Consider the following 24,193-nt stretch of genomic DNA (forward strand, 5'->3'; position numbering starts at 1 on the left):
TTTAGTTTTAGCTCTTTTCAATAAGGTTGAATTTTCTGACTTTTTATGTTAAGTTAGTGTAGGCGTGTACTAAAAGTGGATATAAAATTTACTACTAGCTTTCATGCGTAATAATTCCATATGTAGTGCAAGTTTTTTAGAGAGTTACAAATATATATTGTTATCTTTAATAAACACGAACTATTTTAAGGGGGAATTTTAATGGGTAGTAGTGGAAGTATGGTAAAGCCGATTAGTGGTTTTTTGACAGCACTAATTCAATATCCAGTACCAGTAGTAGAGTCACGTGCGGACATTGATAAACAAATTCAACAAATCATAAAAACAATTCATTCGACCAAATCAGGTTATCCTGGATTAGAATTAATAGTATTTCCTGAATATAGTACACAAGGGCTCAATACAAAAAAATGGACCACAGAAGAATTTTTATGTACAGTGCCTGGGCCAGAAACCGACTTATTTGCTGAGGCATGTAAAGAATCTAAAGTATATGGTGTTTTTTCGATAATGGAAAAAAATCCTGGTGGTGGAGAGCCATATAATACAGCAGTTATTATTGATCCACAAGGTGAAATGATTTTGAAGTATCGTAAGCTAAATCCTTGGGTACCAGTCGAGCCTTGGAAAGCTGGAGATTTAGGCTTACCTGTTTGTGTTGGACCTGGAGGAAGTAAATTAGCTGTTTGTATTTGTCATGATGGCATGTTCCCTGAAGTAGCTCGTGAAGCGGCCTATAAAGGTGCAAATGTCTTGGTTCGTATTTCTGGATATAGCACACAAGTTAGTGAACAATGGATGCTAACCAATCGTTCAAATGCATGGCAGAATTTAATGTATACATTGTCGGTAAACTTAGCGGGTTATGATGGTGTATTTTATTACTTTGGTGAAGGACAAGTATGTAATTTTGATGGGACTACTTTAGTACAGGGGCATCGAAATCCTTGGGAGATTGTTACTGCTGAAGTATATCCAGAACTAGCAGATCAGGCTAGATTAGGATGGGGATTAGAAAATAATATATATAATCTAGGTTCAAGAGGATATGTAGCAACTCCTGGTGGGGTGAAAGAAAACCCATATACGTTTATAAAAGATTTAGCTGAAGGTAAATATAAGGTTCCTTGGGAAGATGAGATTAAAGTAAAAGATGGATCTATTTATGGATATCCAGTAAAAAAAACGATTCATTCTTAGGGAAGGGAAATAAAACAAGCGCATCATATTGATGCGCTTGTTTTTGTTAATCAATAATTTGAAGTTCTTTTAACTCTTTTTCGACATTTTGTAGGAGTTGTTCACTTTTTTGAAGTACATTCGTTGGGAAAGTCTCATCATCGCCATATTCAACGCCGTGAGGATAATAATGTTTTCCTAATAAGGGGGGGAGTAGTTTTACTTCAGCGTGTCTACTGCCGATGTCACCTTCAACAGCAACTCCTTGCACTCGTAAATAATAAATATCCTTTAATATTTCAAATTTATAATCGTATGTAACCCGTTCATAATCCCACTGTCCAGCAAGTACGAAGTGGTTGTTTTCCATGATTTCAGTTAAAAGAGTTAATTCAACGACGGCTCCATTAAATTTCGTATTTGTAAATTGCATATAATACCTCCTTTTTTAATGTTACACCATTATTTTTATAATAGTATGAATAATAAGAAAGTGCAATTCATATTGAGAGAAAAGGGATAATCCAGACTTTTTTCACGAAAATATGATATAGTGAAAAGAGTACGGTACACACAAAAAGAAAGAAAAGGATTTGTGTATATCTCAATTTTATGTTTTGTTCAGGAGGTATATCGTTTGAAGAAATTATTGCGTATCGTAATGATTACATTTTTAATTTTAGCTGTTGATTTATACGGAAAATTACTCGTTTCACAATATATATTAACCCCATCTCAATCAAAGCAAGAAAATAAAATTGTGAAAAAGAAAAAGCAAATTAAGGAAGACTCCTCAGACACTGTTTTAAATATGATTGGTGAAGACTCTGAAAATTTATTGGCGAAGTGGGGAGAACCCTCTCGAATAGAGCCGTCTGCATACGGATATGAATGGTGGGTATACAATCAGGATTTAACTCAGTATGCTCAATTTGGAGTTTCTGAACGTAAAGTTGTAACGGCGTATGCTGCTGGTGAACAAGTTAAGGTTCCACCTTATTATATAAATGAAAAATATGAAGAAGTATATAAAAAAAGTCCGCCTTCGCATGAAATTGCGTTAAAAAGAGGGAAAAATAGTTATCAATTTGAACTATCTGATACCGAAGTCATGGAACAACCGTTAATACCTGTAGAAGATGGATGGGCGCAATTGTATTTTGATCAATTTACACATGAGCTTGTGGGTGTTCGTTATATGGATGATGAAACATTATTACGCCAAAGACCGTATCAGCTCGTTTATTCAGGTGAATTAATAGCAGAACAACCATTGACTCCAGAAAAAATAAAACAAGTAGAAAATGGGAATATGCAACAAATTTTTGATTTAACAAATATCATTCGAAGTCGTCATAAATTATCATTATTAACATGGGATCAGGAAACAGCAGATGTTGCTGTTGGTCACAGTAAAGATATGAAAGACAATAATTATTTTTCTCATGACTCACCTACATTAGGTACGCTAGGAGATCGATTGCAGCGCGGGAAAGTAGGATTTCAACTTGCTGGTGAGAACATAGCGGCGCAACATAGTGATGGAATTGCGGCAGTGCAAGGTTGGTTAAATAGTGAGGGGCATAGAAAGAATTTATTAAATGAACAATTTACAGGATTAGGTGTTGGTGTATACGATAAATTGTATACACAAAACTTTATTCGAAAATAAAGCGAAACTGTAAGCGGTGGGGTGTTACATCACCTAATTAGTTACTTCGTATTCACTGAATTGTAGGTGGGAATCTGACCGTATGCAAATAGCAGAAAAAAAGGTGCATGAATCGTCTGAAAATAGGCGAACCATGTGCCTTTTTTTTCTTACTATATAGTAGATATACATGGAGAGGTGAGGATTATGCCAACAACAAAAGGGCCGTTACATCCATCGGTTCAACAGTTTAAAGAATTTGTAAACCATCACCCTAAAATGGTTCATGAGGTTAGAAATGGTCACAAAACTTGGCAACAATTTTATGAAGAATGGTACTTACTTGGTGAAGAAGATCCAATATGGGCAACTTATAGACCGGATGGAGCGCCTGCGTTTTCTTCGGTAAAAGAAAATAAAAAAGAAAAAGATAATCGAACTGAAGAGGAAAAAACTGCTGATGTGATGGGGCAAATGCTTTCTTTTTTTAAAAAGTTGGACGTGGAACAAATGCAGAACCATTTAGCCAATGTGACGAGTGCTATTGGGAGCGTGCAACAAGTTATTCAGCAATTTCAAGGTAACCGTACGCAGCAAGAACAAAGTACTTCAGAAAATAACCCTTTTTTCTTTCAAAAGGATTAGGGGGGAAAGATGATGAGAGCAGAAATTATGGAGTTTATAAAGGCTGATGAGGATTTATCTCGCTATATTAGAGAGCAACCGTACTGGTATAGAAAATTAACACGAAATCCTGAAGAAAAAGAGGCTTTTGAGTTAGCGGCGATGCAACATTTCAAAAAAACAATACCAGATAAAGTGGAAAAATTTCAAAATCAATTGGCTGTTGCTTCGATCATGATTGATATGTTTCAGTATATGAAGCAACAAAATGCAACCTAATTGCAAGTGAAAAATATGTCCGTCATGCAGAACTTTTGTTACAATAGAGATTGATTATTTAAAAAGGAGTTGCAGCATGACGGAAATTTGTTTAGTACGACATGGACAAACTGATTGGAATTTTCAAGAAATTATTCAGGGGCGAGAAGATATTCCGCTTAATGAAGTTGGTAAGAAGCAAGCGAGTCAAAGTGCAGCTGCTTTACAAGAAGAAACGTGGGATATCATTATAAGTAGCCCGTTAATTAGAGCGCAAGAAACGGCTAATGAAATCGCAAAGGCGGCTGGATTACAATCGATTTTATTAGATGATCGATTTGTTGAACGGAATTTTGGAGAAGCTTCAGGGAAGCCAGTTGCGACTGTTAGAGAGTTGATTGCTGAGGGTAAAGTAGAAGGTATGGAGCAAGATGAAGAGATTGTAGCTCGTTGCTTTGCTGCTTTAGAAGATGTTGCAACAACTCATTTTGGCAAACGTATTATTATTGTTGCTCACTCACACGCGATAAAAGCAATTTTACATGCCATTGAACCAGATGAAATTACATTTAAGACACCATTAAAAAATGCGTGTATTAGTTATGTGAAACAAAATAGTGGGAAATGGGATGTTCTTAAATATAATATAGCGGAACATATTAATGTATAAGTGTGTACGGATATAGTGTGAAAATAGTTTCATTATATCTTTCTTTTGAGTAAGTCACTTCAATTAGTAGTTCTAATCTAAATGTGGTATGATGGATACTCGGAGGTGTCTCTCATGATTGTAGCGACGCTAGAAAGCGTATTAATATTAGATAAGGCAGAGCAGCTTGCAAAAGCGATTATCTGTTCAGATATAGCAGAAGATTATCGTAAGTATTATAGAGAATTACATGAAGATATAGAACTTCAGACGTTAATTCAGCAATTTACAGCGATGAAAGAACGGTATGAGGAAGTACAGCGTTTTGGAAAATACCATCCTGACTACACTACCGTATCAATGAAAATGAGAGAATTAAAGCGTTCTGTGGACTTACATGATAAGGTTGCAGCTTTTAAAAGAGCAGAAACTGCTTTGCAGAAGTTATTAGATGAAGTTAGTGTAGCAATCGGTTCGGAAGTGTCTTCTTCCATTAAAGTACCAACAGGAAATCCATTCTTTGATGCTGGTGGCTGTGGTGGAGGTTGTGGTACTGGCGGAGGTTGTGGTTGTAAAAAAACGGGGTGATGTACCCCGTTTTTTAGAAGTTGGAAGAAAACGTATACAGAGTTTGTCCTGTAATGTTATAAATTTCTGATTGGTTTTCATAGAATATAAAATATATGTTTTTAAAAGGAGAAGATGGAGAAGATTATGTTCGGGCAACGACAAAGTATGATTGTTTATTTACATTCATTGAAACATGCCAAGATTTTAAGGAAATATGGTAACATACATTACATATCAAAACGATTAAAATATGCTGTAGTATATTGTGACATGGAACAAATTGAGCATATGATGCATAAGTTGAACAAACTTCCTTTTGTGAAAAAGATAGAACAGTCGTATCGCCCGTATTTAAAAACGGAATTTGAAAATTCCCGTCCTGATCGAGCAAAAGAATACGATTATAGCTAATAGAAAAAATCCCCTGCTAAGTTTAGCGGGGGATTTTTTAATTGAAATAAAGTGTTATTTCATCGGAGGAATGAAATTGTTCATTCGTAAAATGCCAATTAAATGATTAAAAAATAGTTCTTTTTCTGGGAAAGTTGTAGATGGCTTTACAGTAAAAGTAGCCACTTTTTTTCCGAGTTGCTCTGCCGTTTCTTCAAATAAAATGACACGTTTACTTTTTTTATTTTCAAATACAGGAATGCCTTCACGACATATGTATAATGGTTGGAAATCACCAGTAGTAGTTGGTTTTAATATTACAACAAGCGAACACACTTTTTTATCGTTTTTTATCGTTTCAAATTGTAACATATGTGCTATACGTTCTTGATTTGTTTTGGCAATTTCAAGTAATTCATATAAATCAGAGTAGCCTTCTCCGAGTTCTATAAAGCGTTGAATCATATTTTTTCCTCCTCTTTCTTTTACTGTACCATTTCACTTTTTAAATGAAAAGCACACAAAGAAAAAAAACCCTGCATAGCAGGGCCCTTCTTATACTAGCATGTACTAGTAAGAAGGAAAAGGGAGAGGAGAAACCGGAGGAAGAACTTATGGGGAAACGTAAGTCTTCTCCGCGGTTGGCAACAACATCGAAGGTGATGTTGTTATAATTATTTATGTCCAATCTAAATGAAGATATACATAATGAAATTAAATTTTATGTTGGGCTTTTTATTTTTCTTTTTTTTATTTTGTGATAGGATAAAAAAGATAAAGTGGAACTAATATACATATTGGATTCATATTAGTGAATGATGAGATGAATACATAAAAATAATGAGCGGTTATTTGATGGTGAGTTTTCCGATATTTAGGTGAATGTAATTTGTTAACGGTTACCGAAGTGGGAATGGCTTTGTATAATCGCTCGATAGATTGAAATAAAGGTAGTGACAACAGATGAGAGTAGTTTCAGGAAAATGTAAAGGACACCCACTTAAAGCGGTTCCTGGTAATACAACACGTCCAACGACAGATAAAGTAAAAGAATCTATTTTTAATATGATAGGTCCTTATTTTGATGGTGGTATTGCCCTTGATTTATTTGGTGGTAGTGGTGGTCTTGGAATTGAGGCTTTGAGCAGAGGGATCGATAAAGCGATTTTTGTTGATAGGGATAGTAAAGCGATAAAAGTAATTCATCAAAATTTAGAAAGTTGTAGAATACAGGAACAAGCTGAAGTATATCGAAATGATGCGGAACGTGCAGTAAAGGCGCTAATAAAACGTGAAATGTCATTCGATCTTATATTAATAGATCCTCCATATAAAGAGCAAAAAATTGTATCTTTAATTAGTGTAATGGATCAACATGGATTGCTGCATAGTGATGGATTAATTATGGCAGAGCATGGTAATGATGTGGTTTTACCTAATTCAATAGGCAGGCTTGTGAAAGTACGAGCTGAGAATTATGGGATTACTGCAATATCGATTTATAAGTATGAAGGTGAGGGGACAGAATGACAAGTATAGCTATTTCTTCAGGAAGTTTTGATCCAATTACCCTTGGGCATCTGGATATTATTAAAAGGGGAGCAAAAGTATTTGATGAGGTGTACGTAGTCGTTTTAAACAATTCATCAAAAAAACCATTCTTTTCAGTTGAAGAGCGATTAGAACTAATTCGAGAAGCGACAAAGGATATCCCGAATGTAAAAGTAGATTCGCATAGTGGGCTGTTAGTAGAGTATGCAAAAATGCGTAATGCAAATGCAATATTACGTGGTTTACGAGCAGTTTCTGATTTTGAATATGAGATGCAAATTACTTCTATGAATCGAAAATTAGATGAAAATATTGAAACATTTTTTATTATGACAAACAACCAATATTCATTTTTAAGCTCGAGTATTGTGAAAGAAGTTGCGAGGTATGGAGGAAGTGTAGTAGATCTTGTACCTCCTATTGTGGAGCGTGCTTTAAAAGAAAAGTTTCAAACCCCGTTAAAGTGAACGGGGTTTTTCTTTATACGTGCGCAAAAATAATAAAATAATATATAAGTATAGACAAAATAATGTAAAAATTGGTCCGTAATGTATAAAAGATGTCCAAATTTCATGTAGTATAGAAGGATGCTTGGATAAAAATACAGGAATATCTTTTGGTATAGGTGAGAAAGAACTCACTTTCTCATAAAATGGTGTCCAAAATACAAATGTAAAAATAGGGGCAAGAATACTTTGAATAATTCGTGCGAAAAAATAGGGTTTAAATCGGATATCTGTTTCAGCTAATATGCTAGCAACTTGTGCCTGAATAGAAAGACCGCTAAATGCTAAAATGAAGCTTGTTACCATAGCTTGTTGTAAGAGCGGTGTTTCATTTATTTGACTAATCATTTGGCTTCCGAGTGTCATTTCGAAAATACCTGATAATATAGGTATACTAAAATCCGTACTTAGTTGGAAGAATGATAAAATATGTTGCATAATAAAAGAAAGAGCTGCTGTAATGTGGAATACAGTAATCATTTTATTTAACACAGAGAATAAAATAATAAATCCGCCAATCATAAGTAATGTTTGAATAGAAGAAACGATAGCATCCCCAAGTAATTTACCGATTGGCCTTTTTTCTTGTAAGCGCGTCTCGTGAAGAATTAAAAAAGGGTTTTGAAAGCGGCGTTTTTTTGTAGTGTGTGTATTATTTTTGTAAGCGGTATTATGTCCGTAAAAACGCATAATTAATCCGACGGCAAAGTTACTGAAATAATGGGCAGCCGCTAATATAATTCCTAATTTCGGATTATTAAAAAAACCGATAGACACAGCACCGAAAATAAAAAGTGGATTAGAAGAATTTGTGAAAGAAACGAGGCGCTCCGCTTCAATCTGAGTTAAAAGATTGCTTTTTCGTAGTCTAGCGCTTAATTTGGCGCCTGCAGGGAAACCAGAAGCCATTCCCATGGCCCAAACAAATCCACCTATCCCTGGAACGCGAAAAAGTGGGCGCATGAGTGGTTCTAATATAACGCCAATAAATTTTACAACACCGATACTAATTAGAAGTTCTGCAATGATGAAAAACGGTAGTAGTGAAGGGAATACAACTTCCCACCATATATTTAACCCGCGAATAGAAGCTTGCAAAGCGGCTTGGGGGTGGAGTACAAGAGAAAAGGTTAAAAATAGCGTTGATATGGTAAGGAAAGCGGTTTTCCATTTTTCATACATGTAAGTAAATCCCCCTTTGTCCCAAAAAACGTTCATTTCAGTATACGTGGATACGTAGTGAATTTAGACCATAAGTATGAAAAAGGAATGAAAAAAATTAAAGGGTGAGAAAAATGAAAGAACCAAAGATTGGTTTAGCGCTTGGGTCTGGAGGAGCGAAAGGGTTTGCTCATATTGGTGTAATAAAGGTTTTAAGGGAAGCGGATATCCCTATTCATATGATTGCAGGAAGTAGTATGGGGGCGCTAATAGGTACGTTTTATGCGGCAAGTAGTAACGTTGAAAGATTGTATAAATTGGCATCTGTTTTTAAGCGGAAGTATTATTTAGATTTCACGGTACCAAAAATGGGATTTATTGCTGGAAAACGTGTCAAAGATATGATTAAAATGTTTACATATAATAAAAATTTAGAAGAGTTAGATATCCCGACGGCTGTTGTGGCTACTGACATACTGAAGGGGGAAAAAGTGGTTTTTACAAGTGGGCCAGTTGCAGATGCGGTGAGGGCTAGCATATCTGTTCCTGGAGTGTTTGTACCAGAAAAAATAGATGGACGATTATTAGTGGATGGTGGAGTTATTGATCGCATCCCAGTATCGGTTGTAAAAGAGTTAGGGGCCGATATTGTTATCGCTGTTGATGTATCTCCAATTAAGGTGAATGGAGATGTTACGTCCATTTATGACGTAATCATGCAAAGTATTGAAATTATGCAGCATGAGCTTGTAATGAATCGGCAAATTGCATCGGATTTAATGATGCGACCAGCTGTAGAGCAATTTAGTTCACGTGCTTTTACGAACATTGAAGACATTATTCGAGTTGGAGAAGTAGAAGCGGAAAAACATGTTTCAAATATTTATTTATTAATTGAGCAGTGGAAGGAGAAACATAATGTTTAAGCGTTTTCGGTTTATATATGCAATCTTAATAGGGGTTATATTGGCGATGTTACTTGTTTACGTACGTTTACCGTATTATGTAACAAAACCAGGAATGGCTGCCAAATTAGAGCCTTACGTTCAAGTTGAGGGTGGAACGAAAGAATCTGGTGATTTTATGCTTGTTACGGTTTCAATGGGGCCAGCAAATGTGGTGAATTTAATAGCGGCACAGTTTAATAAATATACACATATTTCGAAAGCGGAAGAAATATTGCAAAAAGGTGAGAGTGATGAAGAATATCAATTTCGCCAAAATTATGCGATGAAAGATTCACAAAATGCCGCAATTTATAATGCATATAAACGTGCAAATCGCTCTGTTTCTTTTGAAAATAAAGGTGTATTAGTTGCTGGTGTGGCAAAAGGAATGCCGTCAGAAGGAAAGCTTAAGCTTGGTGATGTTATTATAGCTGTTGACGGAAAAACATTTGAAAAGACGGAGCAATTTATTGAATATATGACTGGGAAAAAAGAAAGCGATGCTGTAAGTATTGAGTACATGAGAAATGGAAAACAATTGAAAGAAAATTTAAATGTAAAGACGATTCCTAATGGAAATGGACGTGTCGGTATAGGTGTTTCTATCGTTACGGAAAGAGAATTAGTGGTCGATCCGAAAGTGAAAATTAATTCTCATGAAATTGGTGGACCATCCGCAGGTTTAATGTTTACATTAGAAATATATAATCAACTTGTGGAAGAAGACTTAACAAAAGGACATGAGATAGCTGGAACAGGTACAATTAATGAAAAAGGAGAAGTGGGCCCAATTGGTGGTATAAATCAAAAAGTGGTGGCTGCTAGCGATGCCGGGGCTGAAGTGTTCTTTGCGCCAAATGAAAAAGGTGCGGAGAAATCGAACTATAAAGATGCACTTGAGACTGCAAAGGATATTAAAACAAAAATGAAAATTATACCAGTGGATACGCTGGATGATGCGTTAACATATTTAGAAAAGATGGATAAGGAAAAAACCTCTCTGAAATAGAGAGGTTTTTTTATAGGAATTTTGTAGTTGTTTCATCATAGCGAATAGGATGGTGTGTTATATCCTGTTTTAATAGTTGCGTGCGTAACGGTTCGTGCATGATGGAGAAATATACAGAGTTTGCTTTTTTCTCTATATCTAAAGCGGCATGGTCAAATGTTTTTGTATGAGTAAGGATTGGAAGTTCGATTTTTTTCTTGTTTTTTGAAAGATAAGTTTGTCCTTTTTGTGACATGCCTAACAGGCGGATATATGGTGCGTGTTGTTCTATATTTGCGCTACGTATTTCCTCTTTTGTTGTGTTTGTTAAAATGTGTGTACAAGCTCTTTGTAATCTAGTCCATGTATAACGTTTTGTTTTTAATGCTTCCATGAATGAATAGAAGGAGGAACTGTTTTGTATTTTTGATAAAATACGATGCTCTAAACCTTCTTCTATTTCATATATATGTCGTAAGTCCCCTGGAGACATCGTCATGAGTTTATATTTAAAAAATGAAAAGTATTGTTCCCAATTATGTAATATCCCGTAGTTTTGTTTGTAATTTGCTAAAAGCGAAGTGGTTGCCTGTGGGAGAAAAGGTTCAATTGTTGTAAATGATCCTTCTTCGCTAAAGAGTTGTTTTCGGATGCTTGTCGCGCTTGCAATATATTGGTCATTAAATGTTTCATCATGATAATGAGAGGCAAATCTTTGTATAGTTTGAGCTTGTATAGAACTATTCTGTGACAGAATTGCTTTCATATATTGGAAGCCTAAAATATTATTTGGTTGTGACATATCAATGTTGTTTTCGGATGTTAAAATGTGTGAGAAAGCATCTGATGTTGCTTTTGCATAACTATTACCAGCGTCCATGAATTGTTTTACAAGGCAGTTAAAAGTCTCTTCTTCGTTTTTTTGTACGGAGATGGTATTATAAAAGTTTTTGATTTGTCCATCCTCACTACCGAAACAAATTTCAGAAACACGTAGGGCATTTAAAATGGAAATAGCACCATTTGCGAAGGTTTCAGCCTTTTGTGTTGCAAAGACGTATGGAAGCTCTACAACAAGGTCTACGCCGTTTGCTAAGGCCATTTTAGTGCGATACCATTTGGAAATGAGTGCGGGCTCACCACGCTGTAAAAAAGGACCACTCATAACGGCAATTATTATATCGGATTGTGTTAACTTTTTTGTCTGTTGCACATGATAAAGATGACCGTTATGAAAAGGGTTATATTCAACAACAATACCACCAGCTTTTATGGTAATCTCTCCTTTCGATGTAGCATCTTTTTGAAAAACGTGATACTCTATATATTATTTACTATGATGACTTCATTATATTGTAAAGAAAAAACATTGACAAATATAAAATGGCTAGCTATAATTTTGTTTGTTGCCTTGAGGTGATATGATATGAAATGGTCCATCCATCAATTGAATAAATTGAGAAATAAAGGATTGACATTGGATGAGATGGTAGATGTAAGTGAGCTAAAAGAGGTCGAGAAAGATATTCGTGAAATTAATCCTGTGCATGTAATGGGAAGAGTTGATTTTGGCTCCGGTAAGTTTACGTTTCATCTACATATAACTGGAAGCATGGTTTTACCATGTTCTCGCTCTTTAGTAGATGTGACATTACCATTTGACATTAAAACAACTGAGGTGTTCCAAACTTCACAAGAAGAATTTGAAACTGAAGCTGAAATTCATTCTTTAGAAGGAGAAGTACTTGACTTACTGCCCGTAATCAAGGAAAATATACTTTTGGAGATTCCAATGCAAATTTTCAGTGATGATGTTTCTGGTGGAGCACCGACGCAAGGTCAAGACTGGCAAGTGATTTCGGAAGAAGACAAAGAAAAGACTGTTGATCCAAGATTGGCAGGACTTGCAAAGTTTTTTGACAAATAATCGGAAGACTGGTTCAGGCCTTCATATGAAAATAACTATTTCTTTTAAGGAGGTGGGAAGAATGGCTGTACCTTTTAGAAGAACTTCTAAAACAGTAAAAAGAAAGCGTCGTACGCATTTCAAATTATCAGTACCTGGTATGGTAGAGTGCCCAAGCTGTGGTGAAGCGAAATTAGCTCACCGTGTATGTAAAGCATGCGGTACTTACAAAGGTAAAGAAGTAATCAGCAAGTAATTGCGGGAAAATAAACGCAGAAGATATCTTCTGCGTTTATTTTTTTTTGTCTTAATCTTTAGTTGTTGTATTCTATCTCTTCTAGTAACTGCATATGCTTAATAAAAAATGCATAGGGAGGACTAGAGAGATGGCGACAACAAGACAAGATGCTTGGACTGATGATGAAGATTTGCTTCTGGCAGAAGTAGTACTCCGGCATATTCGAGAAGGTGGAACACAACTTTCTGCCTTTAAGGAAGTGGGAAAAAATTTATCACGTACACCAGCAGCATGTGGATTTAGATGGAATTCTTACGTAAGAAAGCAATATAAAGAACGTATTGAGGAAGCAAAGCAACTTCGTAAAGTAGAAAATTATGAAGTGAAAGAGACGAAGGTGTTAGAACCTACGTCAATTACGTTGAATGATGTTATTGACTTCTTGCAAAATTATAAAGATGAAAACTCTTTAACGGTGTTGCAACAACAAGTTGAATCATTACAAACAGAAAGAGAGCGTCTTCTGGAGCGATTATCAGTATATGAGGAAGAGTATAGAACATTACTTGATTATATCGATCAAAAAAGAAGTGTAATGGTAGTGGAAAGAAACAACGCTCGCTCGAATGAAAAGTTAGAGAAGCTTAAGAAATAAAAAACAGCTGTTATACAGCTGTTTTTTTTATTTATTTATTTATTAAGCCGATTCTTCGTTTGTAACCGCATTCAAATTTGTTTCTGGATGCCAAATATAAAAATCTCCATCAGTTACTGATACGGGGTTGAAACTTAATTTATCCCAAAAACCAGATGAATGAATACGCGCTATCGTTTTAATAGGAAATTGCATTTGTTTCGCATGATTTACAAGCATTTGCCCGAATCCTTGTTTTTGAAAAGTTGGTAATACTTCAAGTTTATAAAGTTCTAGGTAAGGACCTGTAATTTCGAATGGTTCTCCGCCGTTTCTTTTCATATATAGACTCATACGTGCAATTAGTGATCCGCCATAATAAATACCGTAAAATGGAGATTCACTGTCGTTTTCAATAATGTTTGCTTGCAATTCTTCCAGCATAGATAGTTCTTGGGCTCCGCACCCTTTAAATTTTTTAAATTCATCTAACGTTTTATAATTGATGAGCAAGCGCTCAACTTTTGGGAATCCCATTACATCACATCCTTTTCTTATCTCGTTGAATGCAGAAAAGTAAAAATATTTACAATAATAGTATAACTCATTTTTTTATTTTTATGAAGAAGATAGTATATTTCTTTTATTATTTTTTTGAGGATTTGCTAAACTAAGAGTATAAGTGTATTAATAGGCAGTATATACGTAGTGAAAAATGAGAGTGTATTTGTTTGGCAGAGGACAACGAAATTATAGGGCGTGCTCATGTACTTTAAAAAGATATAAAAAAAGGGGGGCGGCAAGGGCGCTTAATGTGAATCCCTTGTGTGAAAATGAAAATTGGAATTGTCGGACCAGGTGCTATTGGTCTATTGTATACATTTTATTTACAAAAAAGTAACCAAAATGTTACGTTGTTTACAAGAACAGCTAAGCAGGCTGAAGAGTTAAATGAAACAGGTGTAACTTGTATTAGAGATAGAACATGTGAAACAGTATATCCATCTGTTTTACCGATAGAAAGTATGGTAGCGCAAAATTTAGATTATATATTTATTGCTGTGAAGCAATATCATATAGATGACATACTACCGTTTGTGGAAGGGGCAGCATCATTAATCTTTTTGCAAAACGGAATGTCACATCTTCAAAAGATGCTGAACATAGGGTGTGAAAATATAGCTGTTGGTATTGTAGAACATGGTGCGAAAAAAGAGGGAGGGCATATCGTTCATCATACTGGAGTTGGGGTAACGAAATTTGGAGTGGTTTGTGGTCAATCTATACATTTCGAAAGTGTATTCCATTCTTTTCCCGTGTCTTATTTTCCAGTTCAAATAGAAACGGATTGGAAAGAGATTATGCATAAAAAATTAGTGGTAAATGTATGTATCAATCCGTTGACGGCGTTATTGGGAGTTAAGAATGGTGAATTAACCAAGAATCGTTTTTTTTATCAAATGATGGAGCAAGTGTTTCAGGAGGTCGCCTTTCTTATTAGAGGAGAAAAAGAGATGGTATGGCAAATGGTACGCAATGTGTGTGAAGGAACGTCTCGTAATACATCCTCTATGTTAGCCGATGTAAGAGCGAATAGACAGACGGAAATTAATGCGATTGTTGGATATGTATTAGAAGAGGCTAAGAAACAGCAACGACCAGTTCCGACACTTCAATTTTTGTTCGATGCAATAAAAGGGTTAGAAACAAGAGTATAAGTGTTATTCTTTGCTTTTACGTGAAACATTGACTACAATGTGGATTGGTGAGAGAACTGGATACGAAAGGAAGAATTATATGGAGATAAAAGAAATCTCTGTTCCGCAACAAGGTGTTGTAGCGGACTATATGAACGGTAAAAAAGAGATACAGTCATGTTTTGATTATATGTTAACAGAAGATGCTTTTAAACAGCGTTTACATGATTTGCGTGAAAGGGAGTTTTTCCGCCAAGATGTAGTAGCGCATTTATTAGAATATAATACAAAATTACAAGCGGGAGAATCTACACTTCAAAATGTAAAAGCGCTTGGAGATGAAAATACATATGTTGTAATAGCTGGACAACAAGCGGGGTTATTAACTGGACCGCTTTATACAATTCATAAAGTTATTTCAATTTTAAAGCTTGCAAAGGAAAAAGAAGAAAGTTTAGGGGTGAAAGTTGTCCCTGTCTTCTGGATTGCGGGTGAAGACCATGATATGGATGAGATTAACCATACTTTTTTAGCGAAAAATAAAAAGATGAAAAAAACTATTTTTTATGATCGTAATCCGAAAAAGGCGAGTGCTTCTGAGTCTGAACTTTCTGTTGAAGATTGTAGAAATTGGATTGAAGAGATTTTTAAAACATATCCAGAAACAAATTTTACAAAGGATGTATTAAAATTTGTTGATGATGCTTTGGAAAAATCGAATACGTATGTAGATTTCTTTGCTCATCTTATTACGAAAATCTTTGCTAATTCTGGTTTAATCCTTGTTGATTCACATCATCCTGAATTAAGAAAGTTAGAAATTCCATTTTTTAAGCGAATTATAAGTAAGTATAAAGAGGTACAAGAGGGCCTTCGTAATCAGCAGGAAGTAATTAAAGAACTAGGATACAAACCGATTATTGAAACGAAGTCTCATGCAGTGCATATATTTATGGAAATAGATAATGAACGAGTATTGCTTGAAGAGCATCAAGGTAAGTTTGTTGGAAAGGATGGGGCGCATTCATTTTCATACGAAGAGTTGATTGAAGAGATGGAGAGAAATCCGGCACGTTTTAGTAATAATGTTGTAACACGTCCTCTTATGCAAGAGTATGTATTTCCTACGCTCGCATTTATTGGAGGTCCAGGGGAATTAGCTTATTGGAGTGAATTACAACAAGTATTCCATACTGTCGGTTTTCAAATGCCACCTGTCGTTCCTCGTCTTACAATTACTTATGTGGAGAGATGTATAGCGACAGATTTATTCGATCTGCAATTGAGAGAAAGTGATCCGTTTTTAAATGATGTCGATAAACTGCGTGAAAACTGGTTGTCTAATCAAATAGAGGAACCGATTGATAATCATTTTGAAAAGGCGAAAAAAGAAATTGCCGATATTCATACATCTTTACAGCAATTTGTAAAGAAAATAGAGCCGGGGTTAAGTGCGTTTGCAGGGAAAAACGAATTGAAAATTAATGAACAAATTGAACTGTTGGAAAGAATGTTGAAAAGAAATGTTGAGAAAAAGTATGAGGTTCAGCTAAATAAATTTCGCCGTATACAATTCGCACTTCGTCCATTAGGTGCGCCGCAAGAACGTGTGTGGAATGTATGTTATTATTTAAATCAGTTTGGTTTGGATTTCGTTGATCGTGTAATGGAAAACCCTTTTTCTTGGGACGGAAAACATCATGTTATAAAACTATAAAATCTTGCTCCTTGGAGCAGGATTTTATTTTTATTCCGTTGAATTTACTGTGAAGTGATTTTTTTCTGAATTATCAATCAAAAAAATAGATGTGATAATTGTGTTGGATACTTAAATATATGACAAAATAGCACAAAATGTAAACGTATTATTCGCTTTTTCGACAGTTTTTTATTTAAATTCCCGCAAAAGATGATAAAATTTAGTATATAATAAAAGAAAATAGCGATTTGTATAGTATGTTGCCTTTATTGGTAAGTTAAATGAGTCGTTCTTTCGTATTATTTCATTCTCTAAGCGTGAAAGATGTGTTTAGAGGAAGGGATACATTCAACATAATTAATTGGAAAAAGAGTAGGTGCAACAATGTTTAAACACGTAACAGTGCTTTTAAAGGAAACAGTAGACGGCTTAGATATAAAGCCAGATGGTACATATGTAGATTGTACACTGGGGGGAGGAGGACATAGTTCTTATTTATTATCCCAATTAACTGAAGGTGGAAAATTAATAGCGTTTGATCAAGATGAGATAGCGATTCAAAACGCGAAAGAAAAGTTCTCTTCATACGGTGAACAGTTTATAACAGTAAAGAGTAACTTCCGCTATTTAGCTGAAAAACTGCAGGAAATAGGTATAACAGAAGTAGACGGTATTTTATTTGATTTAGGTGTTTCATCCCCACAATTAGATACACCAGAGCGAGGCTTTAGTTATCATCATGATGCACCGTTAGATATGCGGATGGATCAAGATGCCCCATTAACAGCATATGATGTTGTAAATAGTTGGTCATATGAACAACTTGTAAGGATTTTCTTCCAATACGGTGAAGAGAAATTTTCAAAACAAATTGCAAGAAAAATTGAAGCTTATCGTGAGAATAAAGCTATTGAAACGACAGGAGAATTAGTAGAGCTAATTAAAGAAGGTATTCCGGCTCCTGCTCGTAGAACTGGTGGGCATCCTGCTAAGCGAGTGTTTCAGGCAATTCGTATAGCTGTAAATGATGAATTAAAAGTATTTGAAGAAGCATTGGAATCTGCTATTGAGATGGTTAAGCCAGGTGGAAGAGTTAGTGTTATAACATTCCATTCATTAGAAGATCGTATTTGTAAAACAACGTTTAAGCGAAATAGTACAACGCCACAATTGCCGCCAGGATTACCGATTATTCCTGATGAATTTAAGCCAAAATTAAAGCTTATTACAAGAAAACCGATTTTACCTTCTGATATAGAGCTAGAAGAAAATAATCGTGCGCGTTCTGCGAAGTTGAGAATCGCTGAAAAACGATAAAAGGGAGAGAGAGGTATGACTAATTTAGCTGTAAAGTACAAACAACAAGCGCAAGAAGAGGTGCAAATTCAAACGCCCCCACAGCAGATGGTTAAGCCGAAAGTTAAAGCGAAAATTACAAGAATCGAAAAACTGTTGTATGTAGCGTTTATTGGCTTTTTATTGTATGCCTGTGTCGCGTTTATTGGAAATAAAGCAGGCCTTTATCAAGTTAATGTAGAAGCAGCGACGATAGAAGAAAAAATTGTACAGCAGCAAAAAGAAAATCAAGAATTACAAGCTGAAGTAGAGAAGTTAAGTCGCTATGAACGAATCGCTGAAGTTGCAAAAAAACACGGGCTAGAAATTAATGCGAATAATGTGAAAGGCCTCAAATAAGGCAATAGGTGTGAAGGAACGATGAAGAAGAATATGACTAAATTTCATACCAATAAGGGAGCAGGTTATTTTATGATATTTTTCCTCCTGCTCTTTTTGCTGTTATTAGCCCGATTTTTTTACATACAATCAACAGGAACAGTTCATAATCAAGATTTAGATGCACTTGCTAAACAAAAGCATAGTAAAACAGGAGTTCTTGAAGCGAACAGAGGAACCATTTATGATCAAAACGGTCATGTGTTAGCGCAAGACGCAAACTCTTATAAAATAGTAGCCGCCCTAAAAGGTGCTAACTCTGTTGAGAATAAAGAAGATACTGCAAAGAAAATTGCAGGAGTACTTGGAAAAGGCGAAGAGGATATTTTAGCTTCTTTAAATAAGGAAGGTAGAAGTCAAGTCGAATTTGGAACGTTAGGTAAGGATTTGACGAAAGAAAAGAAGGAACAAATAGAAGCGTTGAAGTTGCCGGGAATATCTTTTATTACAGAAAATGCAAGGGTGTATCCAAACGGTGATTTCGCATCTTACGTTATAGGTCATGCAAAACCAAATGAGAATGGAACCTCGGTAGGTCAATTTGGCATAGAGAAAAGCTTGGATAAATATTTAAGTGCTTCTAACGGAGAAGTAGCATATACAGGTGACCGTAAAGGTGTGTCTCTTGATGGTGGAAAAGTTAATGTAAAGGCACCTAAAAATGGAGATAACGCGTATTTAACAATTGATCACCGTGTCCAAAGTTATTTAGAAGACGCGATGAAAGCAGCAAGTAAGCAATATGAACCAGAAAGTTTAATAGGGATTGTTGCAGATCCGAAAACTGGAAAAATATTAGCGACGTCTACTAAACCTAGTTATGACCCTAATGATCGTCAAATTAAATATTTCTTCAATGACGCAATTGCCAATGCATTTGAACCTGGATCAACAATGAAAATTTTCACGTTAGCGGCAGCTATTAATGAAGGTGTGTACAAAGGGCAAGATTATTATCAGTCCGGGACATATCAAGTCGGAAATAGGAAAATAAAAGATCATAACGGCGGTGCTGGTTGGGGCTCTATCACGTTTGATGAAGGGGTAGAACGTTCTTCAAACGTAGCGTTTGCAATTTTAGGAGATCAAAAACTTGGTCCAGAACGTTTCCGAAAATATATTCATAGTTTTGGATTAGATGAAAAAACGAACATTGATTTATCAGGTGAAGGATCGAATACAATTTTATTTGATCAGCAAATACAACAAGTGACAACAGCTTTTGGACAAGGTTCCACTGTAACACCAATTCAGCTTGTACAAGCTGCAACAGCTATTGCAAATGATGGGAAAATGATGAAACCTTATGCAATTGATAAAATTGTAGATCCGATAACAGGGAAAGTAAAATTAGAACATAAGCCAGAAGAAGTAGGAAAACCTGTTACAAAGGAAACAGCAGCGCAAGTAAGACAGTTATTAGAACGTGTTGTTACATCTCCGAAAGGTACAGGGACAGCTTATAAAATTGATGGATATTCAGTTGGTGGTAAAACAGGTACAGCGCAAATTCCGGATGGAAAAGGCGGCTATATGACAGGAAGACAGAATTATATATTCTCATTCTTAGGTATGGCACCAATGGACGACCCACAACTTGTTGTTTATGTAGCTGTAAAACAGCCGAAATTAAAAGATGATGAGAACGGTGCACAGCCTTTAGCTGATATTTTTAAATATGTAACAAAAAATAGTTTAGAGTATTTAAAGATTAAGCCAAATGAAGTGAAAGATCCGAAAAAACATCTGAAAGAGCAACAAACTACTGTTCCAGATGTAACTGGTAAAACGATGGCTGAAGCGGGGAAAGCAATTGATAAAGCAAAACTTCGTCCAATCGTATTAGGTGAAGGGAAAGTACAGCAACAAGTACCAAAAGCGACTGAACAAACATTGAAAGGCGACCGAGTCTTCTTGGTAGGAGATAAGCCTACAATGCCAAATATACAAGGATGGGCACTGCGTGATGTTATGAATTTAGCGAAGACATTACAGCTTAACTTGAAGCCTTCTGGTACAGGATACGTAACAGAACAAAGTGTGGCGGAAGGAACATTATTACAACCTGGTACAGAATTAGGTGTCACACTCGTACCGCCACTCGAACCACAACAAGAAGCAGAAAAGCCGTAATGGTAAAAGAGAAGAAGTTCTAATTAAATAAGTACAAGCATATATTGGAACAAGCTAGGCGTAAGGGAGGCTTGTTCCGATATGCGTGTATCAAATGTAACAGTTAGAAAACGACTTATTTTTATACTTATATCAGGTATACTTATCTTCACTATTATCGATATTCGTCTTGGATATGTGCAATTTTTTCTTGGGAATATGTTAACGGATCGTGCGAAAGATTCATGGAGTCGTAATATTACTTTTGAACCCGAACGTGGGAAAATTTTAGACCGAAATGGTGTGGAACTTGCCACGAATAAAAGTGCTCCAACTGTCTTTGTTGTACCGAGGCAAATTGAAAAACCAGCAGAGACTGCAGAGAAGTTAGCTGCAGTATTAGGTGTGGAAAAAGATGAGATTTATAAGAGGATTACAAAAAAAGAATCGATTGTAAGGTTAGATAAAGGCGGAAGGAAAATATCACATGACAAAGCGAAAGAGGTACGAGGCTTAAGTTTGAAGGGCGTGTATATCGCAGAGGATTCTATCCGGTACTACCCATTTGGGAATTTTTTATCACATGTATTAGGTTTTGCAGGTAGCGATAACCAAGGTCTTATGGGACTAGAAAAATATTATGATAAGGAGCTAAATGGGGACAAAGGTCATGTGCGTTTTTTTGCAGATGCGAAAGGACAAAGGATGCCTAATGTTGGTGATGATTTCAAAAAACCAGAAGCTGGTTTAAATTTAGGATTAACAATCGATGCGCGTATTACAAGGATTATGGAAAGAGAAATGAATATTGCGGAGTCAACTTATAATCCAGACGGTATGATTGCGATTGCAATGAATCCTAAAAATGGTGAAATTTTAGGTATGTCTAGTCGGCCGAGTTTTGATCCAGCGGATTTTCAAAGTGTCTCTCCAGAAGTGTATAACAGAAATCTACCTGTGTGGAGTACGTATGAGCCTGGTTCAACATTTAAGATCATTACATTAGCTGCAGCATTGAATGAAAATTTAGTAGACTTAGAGAAGGATACGTTTTATGATGATGGAGCAGCTGAAGTCGGTGGAGCTAGATTGAAATGCTGGAAAGCAGGAGGTCATGGCAGTCAAACGTTTTTAGAAGTCGTTCAAAACTCATGTAATCCGGGATTTATTGAACTTGGTGATCGCCTTGGTAAAGACCGATTATTTAAATACATTCGTAATTTTGGTTTTGGGCAGAAGACTGGAATTGACTTGCAAGGTGAAGGCAGTGGGATTTTATTTAATTTAGATAAAGTTGGTCCAGTAGAGCAAGCAACAACTTCATTCGGCCAAGGGGTTTCTGTTACACCAATTCAACAAGTAGCAGCTGTAGCGGCGGCTGTAAATGGTGGAACATTGTATCAGCCGTATATAGCTAAGGAGTTTATTGATCCAAAAAATAATCAAGTTGTTAGTAAAAAGACACCTGTTGAGAAAAGAAAAGTTATTTCCAAGGAAACTTCAGAAAAAGTTCGTTATGCATTAGAGAATGTTGTAGCGAAAGGTTCTGGTAAAGGAGCTTATATTGATGGATATCGTGTAGGTGGAAAAACGGGTACTGCTCAAAAGGTGAAAGATGGTAAATATTTAGAGAATAATTATATTGTATCTTTTATCGGATTTGCTCCAGCGGATGATCCAGAGATTGTTGTGTATGTTGCTGTGGATAATCCAAAAGGGGTTACACAGTTTGGTGGAGTGGTAGCAGCTCCAATTGTCGGGAATATCCTTCGAGATGCTCTTCCTGTTATGGGAGTGAAACCGAGAAAAGAACAAGTTGAGAAAGAATATAAATGGGGCGATACACCAACTGTGGAAGTTCCGAATTTAATTGGAATGAAAAAGAAAGACTTACAAACACAACTCGTCGATTTGCAGCTTGATATAAGTGGAGATGGAGAGAAAGTAATTAAGCAATCACCAGAAGCGGGAGCTAAAGTAAAAGAAGGCTCAAAAATTAGAATTTACTTCGGGAATTAAAGGTAACATAGTACGTTTTATGGTACAATTGGTGGAAGTGAGTTCTTTATAGAACAGTTACTTAATGTGAGACAATAAGTGTCTCATTCATAAATAGGCCAGTAGCACTTACCTCCTTATATAGGAGGTAATGTGTTGCTTACTGAAAAAAAGATAAATAAACAATGTAGAGAGGGTTTAGTGAAATGAAGTTGCATACACTTTTATCATGTTTGCATGATTTTCCAGTTGTTCCAAAAGAAAATCCAGAAATCACATCTATAGAAGCTGATTCACGTAAAGTGAAAGAAGGAAGCTTATTTGTATGTATGAAAGGATATACGGTTGATAGCCATGATTTTGCTAAGCAAGCAGCGGCACAAGGAGCGGCTGCTATTGTTGCGGAAAGACCAATTGATGTTGACGTTCCAGTTGTACTTGTGAAAAATACTTTTCGTTCGTTAGCGGTTTTAGCTGATTATTTTTATGGTCAACCGACACACAAGTTACATTTAATCGGAATTACAGGTACAAATGGAAAGACAACAACATCGCATATTATGGATGAGATTATGCGAGCACATGGTCATAAAACAGGGCTAATTGGGACGATTAATATGAAAATCGGTGATGAAACATTTGAGGTGAAAAATACAACACCAGATGCACTAACACTTCAACAGACGTTTTCAAAAATGGTTGAACAAGGTGTGGACAGCACGGTAATGGAAGTTTCGTCACATGCGTTAGATCTTGGTCGTGTACACGGATGTGATTACGATGTAGCGGTGTTTACGAATTTAACACAAGATCATTTAGATTATCATAAAACGATGGAAGAATATAAACATGCAAAAGGGTTACTATTTGCACAGCTTGGCAATAGTTATAATCATAATCGTGAAAAGTACGCTGTGCTGAATAGCGATGATAATGTAACAGAAGAGTATATGAGAAGTACTGCAGCAACAGTTGTAACATATGGTATTGATACAACAAGTGACATTATGGCAAAAAATATCGTTATGACGAGTGGCGGGACTACATTTACGCTTGTCACACCGTATGAAAGTGTAAATGTTACGATGAAATTAATAGGTAAATTCAATGTATATAACGTACTTGCAGCAACAGCAGCAGGACTTGTTTCGGGTGTGAAATTACAAACAATCATTGCTGTTATAAAAGAACTAGCTGGGGTTCCAGGACGTTTTGAAGTTGTTGATGGCGGACAAAATTATACAGTTATTGTTGATTACGCGCATACGCCGGATAGTTTAGAAAATGTATTAAAAACTGCAAAACAATTTGCAAAAGGTGATGTGTATTGTATCGTTGGTTGTGGCGGCGATAGGGATCGAACAAAGAGACCGATAATGGCAAGTGTTGCAACAAAATATGCAACTCATGCAATTTATACATCAGATAATCCAAGAAGTGAAGATCCAGCGGCTATTTTAGATGATATGGTACAGGGTGCAAGTGGGAATAATTATGAAGTGATTATTGATAGAAAAGAAGCGATACACCATGCGATCGCTAATGTGAAAGCAGATGATATCATTATTATTGCTGGTAAGGGTCATGAAACGTATCAAATTATTGGTAAAGAAGTTCATCATTTTGATGATCGTGAAGTTGCGAAAGAAGCAATTACAGGGCGTTTAAACAACCAAGAGTAACAACGTGAGAGGAGGACTA

Annotated in this window: 26 protein-coding genes; 21 read left to right on the plus strand and 5 right to left on the minus strand. The window is 35.8% G+C overall.

Translation table 11 applies throughout. The features are described 5' to 3' along the window. The first annotated feature begins 201 nt into the window (after positions 1-201). A complete protein-coding gene (locus MHI28_RS27490) occupies positions 202-1,200 on the plus strand; it encodes a formamidase (RefSeq protein WP_000535811.1) in 999 nt (332 codons plus the stop codon). 46 nt (positions 1,201-1,246) lie between these two features. Here the strand turns inward: MHI28_RS27490 and MHI28_RS27495 are convergent, their stop codons facing one another. Then, complete coding sequence (locus MHI28_RS27495; protein WP_001160945.1) at positions 1,247-1,612, minus strand: YugN family protein; 366 nt, start codon at positions 1,610-1,612, stop codon at positions 1,247-1,249. A gap of 204 nt (positions 1,613-1,816) precedes the next feature. On the opposite strand from MHI28_RS27495, the gene MHI28_RS27500 reads away from it, so the two are divergent. The 6 genes from MHI28_RS27500 to MHI28_RS27525 all read left to right on the plus strand — a co-directional run bounded on the left by MHI28_RS27500 (position 1,817) and on the right by MHI28_RS27525 (position 5,342). Further along, positions 1,817-2,851: a CAP domain-containing protein gene (locus tag MHI28_RS27500; RefSeq protein ID WP_000735372.1), complete on the plus strand. Its 1,035-nt coding sequence runs from the start codon at positions 1,817-1,819 to the stop codon at positions 2,849-2,851. Positions 2,852-3,037: 186 nt separating this feature from the next. Then, the gene (locus MHI28_RS27505) at positions 3,038-3,475 is read left to right on the plus strand and encodes a YlbD family protein (protein WP_001143333.1); all 438 of its coding nucleotides are present in this window, start codon (positions 3,038-3,040) and stop codon (positions 3,473-3,475) included. A gap of 12 nt (positions 3,476-3,487) precedes the next feature. Then, entirely contained in the window at positions 3,488-3,733 is a 246-nt protein-coding gene (locus MHI28_RS27510) for a YlbE-like family protein (RefSeq protein ID WP_001200990.1), read from the plus strand. Positions 3,734-3,809: 76 nt separating this feature from the next. Then, positions 3,810-4,382: a histidine phosphatase family protein gene (locus MHI28_RS27515; RefSeq protein WP_000134944.1), complete on the plus strand. Its 573-nt coding sequence runs from the start codon at positions 3,810-3,812 to the stop codon at positions 4,380-4,382. 114 nt (positions 4,383-4,496) lie between these two features. Further along, positions 4,497-4,949, plus strand: a complete 453-nt coding sequence (locus MHI28_RS27520; protein WP_000634361.1) for a YlbF family regulator — start codon at positions 4,497-4,499, stop codon at positions 4,947-4,949. Positions 4,950-5,075: 126 nt separating this feature from the next. Beyond that, the gene (locus MHI28_RS27525) at positions 5,076-5,342 is read left to right on the plus strand and encodes a YlbG family protein (protein ID WP_002082261.1); all 267 of its coding nucleotides are present in this window, start codon (positions 5,076-5,078) and stop codon (positions 5,340-5,342) included. A 54-nt stretch (positions 5,343-5,396) separates the two neighbouring features. Here the strand turns inward: MHI28_RS27525 and MHI28_RS27530 are convergent, their stop codons facing one another. Next, positions 5,397-5,786, minus strand: coding sequence for a DUF7147 family protein (locus tag MHI28_RS27530; protein WP_000616017.1), 390 nt, complete (start codon positions 5,784-5,786; stop codon positions 5,397-5,399). A 498-nt stretch (positions 5,787-6,284) separates the two neighbouring features. Between MHI28_RS27530 and rsmD the strand changes: the two genes are divergently transcribed. Together rsmD and coaD are read left to right on the plus strand one after the other, a co-directional pair. Then, positions 6,285-6,851 (plus strand): 16S rRNA (guanine(966)-N(2))-methyltransferase RsmD, encoded by a 567-nt coding sequence (gene rsmD / locus MHI28_RS27535; protein ID WP_001266977.1) that lies wholly within the window; start codon positions 6,285-6,287, stop codon positions 6,849-6,851. Next, the gene (coaD, locus tag MHI28_RS27540) at positions 6,848-7,339 is read left to right on the plus strand and encodes a pantetheine-phosphate adenylyltransferase (RefSeq protein ID WP_000200601.1); all 492 of its coding nucleotides are present in this window, start codon (positions 6,848-6,850) and stop codon (positions 7,337-7,339) included. The genes rsmD and coaD overlap by 4 nt, the downstream gene beginning before the upstream one ends. Here the strand turns inward: coaD and ylbJ are convergent. Continuing rightward, positions 7,331-8,560, minus strand: a complete 1,230-nt coding sequence (gene ylbJ, locus MHI28_RS27545) for a sporulation integral membrane protein YlbJ (RefSeq protein ID WP_000273087.1) — start codon at positions 8,558-8,560, stop codon at positions 7,331-7,333. The two genes, coaD and ylbJ, sit on opposite strands and share 9 nt — an antisense overlap. Positions 8,561-8,673: 113 nt before the next feature. Here ylbJ and MHI28_RS27550 point away from each other — a divergent pair, with 113 nt between their 5' ends. Further along, positions 8,674-9,465, plus strand: a complete 792-nt coding sequence (locus tag MHI28_RS27550; RefSeq protein ID WP_000662584.1) for a patatin-like phospholipase family protein — start codon at positions 8,674-8,676, stop codon at positions 9,463-9,465. Next, complete coding sequence (locus MHI28_RS27555) at positions 9,458-10,495, plus strand: SepM family pheromone-processing serine protease (protein ID WP_000476296.1); 1,038 nt, start codon at positions 9,458-9,460, stop codon at positions 10,493-10,495. Before MHI28_RS27550 ends, MHI28_RS27555 begins: the two co-directional genes overlap by 8 nt. 10 nt (positions 10,496-10,505) lie before the next feature. On the opposite strand, the gene MHI28_RS27560 is transcribed toward MHI28_RS27555, so the two are convergent. Beyond that, complete coding sequence (locus MHI28_RS27560; protein WP_003307657.1) at positions 10,506-11,687, minus strand: nucleotidyltransferase; 1,182 nt, start codon at positions 11,685-11,687, stop codon at positions 10,506-10,508. Between the two features lie 213 nt (positions 11,688-11,900). Between MHI28_RS27560 and MHI28_RS27565 the strand changes: the two genes are divergently transcribed. The 3 genes from MHI28_RS27565 to MHI28_RS27575 all read left to right on the plus strand — a co-directional run bounded on the left by MHI28_RS27565 (position 11,901) and on the right by MHI28_RS27575 (position 13,273). Further along, complete coding sequence (locus MHI28_RS27565) at positions 11,901-12,401, plus strand: YceD family protein (protein ID WP_000872137.1); 501 nt, start codon at positions 11,901-11,903, stop codon at positions 12,399-12,401. 61 nt (positions 12,402-12,462) lie between these two features. After that, positions 12,463-12,636 carry a 50S ribosomal protein L32 gene (gene rpmF, locus MHI28_RS27570; RefSeq protein WP_001984764.1) on the plus strand — a complete coding sequence of 58 codons (174 nt, stop codon included), beginning with the start codon at positions 12,463-12,465 and terminating at the stop codon, positions 12,634-12,636. Positions 12,637-12,766: 130 nt separating this feature from the next. Continuing rightward, complete coding sequence (locus MHI28_RS27575; RefSeq protein ID WP_000246470.1) at positions 12,767-13,273, plus strand: RsfA family transcriptional regulator; 507 nt, start codon at positions 12,767-12,769, stop codon at positions 13,271-13,273. Between the two features lie 42 nt (positions 13,274-13,315). Here the strand turns inward: MHI28_RS27575 and MHI28_RS27580 are convergent, their stop codons facing one another. Then, positions 13,316-13,789, minus strand: coding sequence for an N-acetyltransferase (locus MHI28_RS27580; protein ID WP_000506698.1), 474 nt, complete (start codon positions 13,787-13,789; stop codon positions 13,316-13,318). A 296-nt stretch (positions 13,790-14,085) separates the two neighbouring features. Between MHI28_RS27580 and panE the strand changes: the two genes are divergently transcribed. The 7 genes from panE to murE all read left to right on the plus strand — a co-directional run bounded on the left by panE (position 14,086) and on the right by murE (position 24,174). Continuing rightward, positions 14,086-14,970: a 2-dehydropantoate 2-reductase gene (panE, locus tag MHI28_RS27585; RefSeq protein ID WP_002082267.1), complete on the plus strand. Its 885-nt coding sequence runs from the start codon at positions 14,086-14,088 to the stop codon at positions 14,968-14,970. Positions 14,971-15,049: 79 nt separating this feature from the next. Continuing rightward, entirely contained in the window at positions 15,050-16,666 is a 1,617-nt protein-coding gene (gene bshC, locus MHI28_RS27590) for a bacillithiol biosynthesis cysteine-adding enzyme BshC (RefSeq protein WP_000403044.1), read from the plus strand. A 366-nt stretch (positions 16,667-17,032) separates the two neighbouring features. Continuing rightward, entirely contained in the window at positions 17,033-17,965 is a 933-nt protein-coding gene (gene rsmH / locus MHI28_RS27595; RefSeq protein WP_000472508.1) for a 16S rRNA (cytosine(1402)-N(4))-methyltransferase RsmH, read from the plus strand. Positions 17,966-17,980: 15 nt separating this feature from the next. After that, complete coding sequence (ftsL, locus tag MHI28_RS27600; protein ID WP_000182806.1) at positions 17,981-18,343, plus strand: cell division protein FtsL; 363 nt, start codon at positions 17,981-17,983, stop codon at positions 18,341-18,343. Positions 18,344-18,364: 21 nt separating this feature from the next. Then, a complete protein-coding gene (locus MHI28_RS27605) occupies positions 18,365-20,515 on the plus strand; it encodes a penicillin-binding protein (protein WP_000739962.1) in 2,151 nt (716 codons plus the stop codon). A gap of 81 nt (positions 20,516-20,596) precedes the next feature. After that, a complete protein-coding gene (locus MHI28_RS27610) occupies positions 20,597-22,513 on the plus strand; it encodes a stage V sporulation protein D (protein ID WP_001266235.1) in 1,917 nt (638 codons plus the stop codon). Between the two features lie 185 nt (positions 22,514-22,698). Next, positions 22,699-24,174, plus strand: coding sequence for a UDP-N-acetylmuramoyl-L-alanyl-D-glutamate--2,6-diaminopimelate ligase (murE, locus tag MHI28_RS27615; RefSeq protein ID WP_000766292.1), 1,476 nt, complete (start codon positions 22,699-22,701; stop codon positions 24,172-24,174). Positions 24,175-24,193: the final 19 nt, after the last annotated feature.

It is taken from the genome of Bacillus sp. FSL K6-0268 (genome assembly GCF_038005425.1).
Classification (GTDB): Bacteria; Bacillota; Bacilli; order Bacillales; family Bacillaceae_G; genus Bacillus_A; species Bacillus_A thuringiensis_S.